The 4,296-nt window shown below is 69.9% G+C and carries 5 protein-coding genes; all 5 read right to left on the bottom strand.

Going from position 1 to position 4,296, the window contains the following annotated elements:
- Window positions 1–529, bottom strand: a 529-nt coding sequence (locus tag ACRDSQ_RS10310; protein WP_431420627.1) for a bifunctional DNA primase/polymerase, incomplete at its 3' end; no start/stop codon positions are given.
- A gap of 234 nt (window positions 530–763) precedes the next feature.
- Window positions 764–2,992, bottom strand: coding sequence for a zonular occludens toxin domain-containing protein (locus ACRDSQ_RS10305; protein WP_431420626.1), 2,229 nt, complete (start codon window positions 2,990–2,992; stop codon window positions 764–766).
- Window positions 2,989–3,852 carry an ABC transporter permease gene (locus ACRDSQ_RS10300; protein WP_431420625.1) on the bottom strand — a complete coding sequence of 288 codons (864 nt, stop codon included), beginning with the start codon at window positions 3,850–3,852 and terminating at the stop codon, window positions 2,989–2,991. Before ACRDSQ_RS10300 ends, ACRDSQ_RS10305 begins: the two co-directional genes overlap by 4 nt.
- A gap of 8 nt (window positions 3,853–3,860) precedes the next feature.
- The gene (locus ACRDSQ_RS10295; RefSeq protein ID WP_431420624.1) at window positions 3,861–4,022 is read right to left on the bottom strand and encodes a hypothetical protein; all 162 of its coding nucleotides are present in this window, start codon (window positions 4,020–4,022) and stop codon (window positions 3,861–3,863) included.
- A partial coding sequence (locus ACRDSQ_RS10290) for a hypothetical protein (protein WP_431420623.1) occupies window positions 4,022–4,296 on the bottom strand: 275 nt, incomplete at its 5' end. The genes ACRDSQ_RS10295 and ACRDSQ_RS10290, both read right to left, overlap by 1 nt.

Raw genomic sequence — 4,296 nt, 5'->3', positions numbered from 1 at the left:
CGACGACGTAGCCGCCGTGGGCGCGGGTGTCGACCTTCCACCCCAACCCATTCCCGCGCTCGCCCCCGGTGTTGCGCAGCTCCACACCGGCCGGGGCGGCGAAGTAGAGGTGGATGCCACCGGACGGGGTGCCCACCGTGCAGGTGTCCCAGGGCACGGGCTGTTCGGCGCTCTGGCAGACGACGGTGAACACGTCGGCCCCGTCGCCGACGCCGGGCAGCGACCACGCGGCCGGGCGCGGCGGGTCGTCCTGCTTGGGGACGTCGAGGTCGACGACGACGAGGTTGGACGGGCCGGTGGCGATGCCGATGTTGAACGGGCCGTGCGACCAGGCGCAGCGGATGCGGTCGGGGTCGGTGGTGGCGCGCTGCTCCCACCCGTGGTGGCCGTTGGCGCACGGCCCCGCGCCGGGGCAGCGGGTGTGTCCGTGCAGGGCGGGGCGCTTGGCGTTGGTCTGGAGCGGGAAGACGTGCCAGCCGCGGGCGGCGGCGGCGAGTGCGGCGGTGAGGTGACGCTGTGCGGTGCTCATTGTGAGGTCTCCAGGTGGTGACGCTGTGTAGCGTCCTGAGGGCGTGGTTAAGGGAGGGAGGGAGGCCCGGCGAGGGCGCTCGATCCCCGCTTTTCGGGTGTTTCCGCTGGTCGGAGCGGGGTGCTCCCTAGCTCCCTAGCGGTGGGTTGTTGCTGGTGGTGGTGAGGGAGGGGCGCTAGGGATGGGGGTAGGGAGTTCTCCCTAGCTCCCTAGCGCCTCCCTCGGGGTCGTGGGTCAGTCCTCGCCGTCCCAGTCGTCACTGTCCGTGTCCGGATCGGTGTCGCGGTTCGCCAAGGCGTCGCGGACGCGGTCGCCGTTGACGTGCATGGAGCCGTCGCGGGTCTTGTAGGGCTTGGCCTCATCCGGCAGGGCAGCGCGGAGGTCGGCGGGGGTCCAGTCGGTGTAGGTGTCGGCGTCGTACTGGGCGAGCAGCGCGAGCACTTCCTGGTGTCGGACAAGGGTCTTGCCGCCCAGGACGGTGGCGATGTCGGCAAGGTGATCGACCACCTTCGCCGGTGCGGTCGGCGCGGCCGGGGCGGGGGTGAGGCCCGCCTGGGCGCGCAGCTGCATGGCGCGATCGGTGACCTGGTGCAGCTCGGCGGGTGAGAGGTAGAAGGTGCGCAGCAGGGCGGGTTGGGCGGTGAAGCCGCGCGCCATGCAGGTGCCGACATCTCCGGGGCCGTCGTCGGTCTTCGGGGTCAGGCCCACGGCGCTGATGCCGGACTTGTAGCTGCCGGTGCCGAGGATGGCGTCGTTGGCCTGGTGGTCGCCGATGGCGTAGCAGGCTTTGTTGCTGGCAACGCTGGTGATCTTGCGGGGGCAGGCGTCCTTGGACGGCTCGGGGGTGAGGAACACCAGGGTGATGGCGTACTTGCGGGCGGTGGACATCAGCTTGGACGCGACCTCGATCGCGGCCTTGCCGTGCTCACCCATGAACAGGTTCTGGCACTCGTCGACCACGAGGATGCGCGGGCGCAGTCGGGCGTCTTTCTGGGCCAGGGCGCGGGTGACGGCGCGTTCGTCGTGCTCACGCAAGGCTTGGCCACGGGTGGAGAGTTCCTGGTAGAGGGCGGTGAGCATGGCCATGCAGGTGTCCACTGTGTCCTGACCGGCCCCGGTGATCAGGGACCGCAGGCGGGGGCGCATCGGTTCGTAGTCGGCGTTTTCGGCCATGACCACGACGTCGATGTCCACCAACGGGTCCAGCGATGCCCCGGCGAGCAGGGTGATGACCATGGTGGACTTGCCGGAGCCCATCATCCCGCCGTAGACGTGGTTGGCTTCCGACAGGCGGGCGTTCACGGTGTCGCCCTTGATGGTGACCGCGACCGGCACACCCTTGAAGTAGTCGCAGCGTTCGGTGTCCAGGGTGGCGAGCAGCGGCCACGGGTCCACCGGGCCGGAGAGGGCACCGGGGTTGGCCACCCACAGGTCCAGCACAGTGGCCTGCGGTTCGGTGGGCCACACCTCGTTGGGGAACCGCACGAGGTTGTGCGCCAACGTGGCCTTGCGCTTGACGATCTCCTCCACCGGGCTTGCCGGGGGCAGCGAGATCTGGCAGCGCCACCCCTTGCCGTCCAGGGTCGGGGGCATGAGGAACCGCATCCGCCACCCCTCCTTGAGTGCACGGTTGAAGCCGGGGATGTTGAGGTTGCGCAGGGCGTTGACGATCGTTCCCTCGTCGGGCATGACGTCCATCTGGTCGGTGTCCGCCTTGGGGGCGACCGTCATCCACTGCGGCGTCTCCACCGCGCGGCCCTGCCGGTACAGGTAGACCAGTCCGCCCGCTGTGCCCACGGTGAGCAGCAGCACCCCGTAAGCGGTGAGGAACCACACCACGAACGCCACGGCGGACACCACGGCGCTGATGGGTGCGATCACGTCGGCGATGTTCCCGCTGTTGAACGCGAGGATGATCCCGACGACCAGCAGGAACCCGGCCAACCCGACCAGGGCCAGGCCTGCGGCTTTGAGCAGCTGCGCGGGTGCGCGCATCCAGTCCATCACACGGTCGTGGCGGCGCTGCTTCTCCGCGACGTCGGCCTCCTGCCAGTACTGGAGCTTCTCCCACTCCCCGGCTGCTTCGGCCGCGCGCATCTGCCGCTCGTAACGGGACGCGCCGTGGGTGTCACGCCAGCGGCGCACCACCGCCCCGGCCCCGGCGAACGGGTACCAGGCGTTGCGGGCCACCGTCTTGCCCACGGACAGGGTGGTGTCGTGGGTGGCGACGGTGTGCACGCGGCGCGCGGTGGCGTAGACGACATCGCGGGTCTTGGCGGCGCGGTGCACGAGGGTGCGTCGGTCGGCGCGCTCGATCGCGGTCCCCGGAATCCGCACGGTCGGGTCCGGGTCCTCGGCGACGATCTCAGCGTCGATGATGTCGAGTTCGACATCGGAACCGTTGGTGCGCAGGGGAATCACGTTGTCCATCCCGTGTGGACGGTGAGTGTTCGGGGCGCTCATGCGGTCACCTCCGTGGTGTCGTCGGTGTGGGTGAGGTGCGCCAGTGCGGCACCGGACCCGAGGACCACCACGGGCAGGCAGGCCACGAGGGTGGTGATCTGCCACGGGGCGGTGTCCATGTGGGCGGCAGTCATCAGGTGGTAGGCGACCTGTCCGGCCATCCCGAGCACGAGGGAGGCGATCGCGGACCACTTGGCGAACCTGCGCGCGGCGGGCGGGTGCCCGTTGGTGAGCCAGACCTTCAGCGCGTACGCGGCGTAGGTCTCCACGCCGATGGGCAGGGTGATGGAGGAGTCGAGGGTGAAGTTGTCGGCGATGCCGGGCAGTAGGACGATCTCGCCGAACCCGGCGAGCTTGCCCAGGCCCACCCAGCCGCCCCAGATGGCGACGAACGCGGGTGCGGCCAGCAGCAGCAGCGGCCAGTGCCGGGGCAACCGGACCCGGCTGGAACGGGCGGCCGGGACCGTCGCGGGGGGTGCCTTGACCGTGGCAGGGGTCGGGTCCGTGACCGGGTCTCCGGCCGGGATGACCTGCGAGGACACCGAAGCGGGCACCTCAGCCGTGGCCAGGTCCACCGGGTGGGTCTGAACCGGGAACGGGTCGGTCGGCATGTCGTCGTGCTCGTCTGTGACCGGTTCAGCGGTGACGGAAGCCCCGCGGCCTCCTCCCTGGTCCGTCGTGGTGGCGGGTTCGGGTGCGGTCAGCAGGTCCAGCACCCGCTTGGCCTTCGGCGCACCCACCTTGAACTCGGTCATGATCTGGTTGCGCGACGGGGTCTCGCCGGACTCGTTGGTGCGGGTCCGCAACCGGGCGGCGATGGTCTCCGCCGGAACCGGGTACGCCTTCTGCGTGCTCGTCATCGTGGCCATCAGAGCTTCGCCCCCCGCTTCTTCGCGGCCTTGCAGGCCGGGCAGAGACCCCAGTGAAACGTCACTTCCTCGCTCTTGCCCTTGGGGAACGTCATCCCGCACAACGTGGTCATCTCCCCGGACCACCACGACTTCTTGCCGATGTGCACGTAGCTCTTCATCAGTGGTTCCCCCCGTCGATCTCGTGGCGCAGCTCAGCGATGGCGTCCTCGTGGGTGGCGCACTCGGTGGCGAGTGCGTCGACCTCGGCCCGGAGGGCGCGGACGATGTGGGTCTGCTCCTTGAGCAGCGCCCACAGGGCGGCCCGCTGCACGCGGGTCTTGTGCAGCTCGTAGCGCAGGTGCACGTTGTCCAGCGACAGGCCACCGGCCCAGTCGACGGTGACGCGGTGCTCGTCGCGTTCCTGTTCGTACATGGCGGCCCACAGTGGGCCGG

The sequence above is a fragment of the Actinokineospora sp. genome, from assembly GCF_050699995.1.
Lineage (GTDB): Bacteria > Actinomycetota > Actinomycetes > Mycobacteriales > Pseudonocardiaceae > Actinokineospora.
This window is presented reverse-complemented; position numbering and strand designations above follow the sequence as displayed.

Excerpts from the sequence above, each read along its gene's own strand:
- ACRDSQ_RS10305 (WP_431420626.1), bottom strand. The coding sequence starts at position 2,992 with ATGAGCGCCCCGAACACTCACCGTCCACACGGGATGGACAACGTGATT.
- ACRDSQ_RS10300 (WP_431420625.1), bottom strand. The coding sequence starts at position 3,852 with ATGACGAGCACGCAGAAGGCGTACCCGGTTCCGGCGGAGACCATCGCC.
- ACRDSQ_RS10295 (WP_431420624.1), bottom strand. The coding sequence starts at position 4,022 with ATGAAGAGCTACGTGCACATCGGCAAGAAGTCGTGGTGGTCCGGGGAG.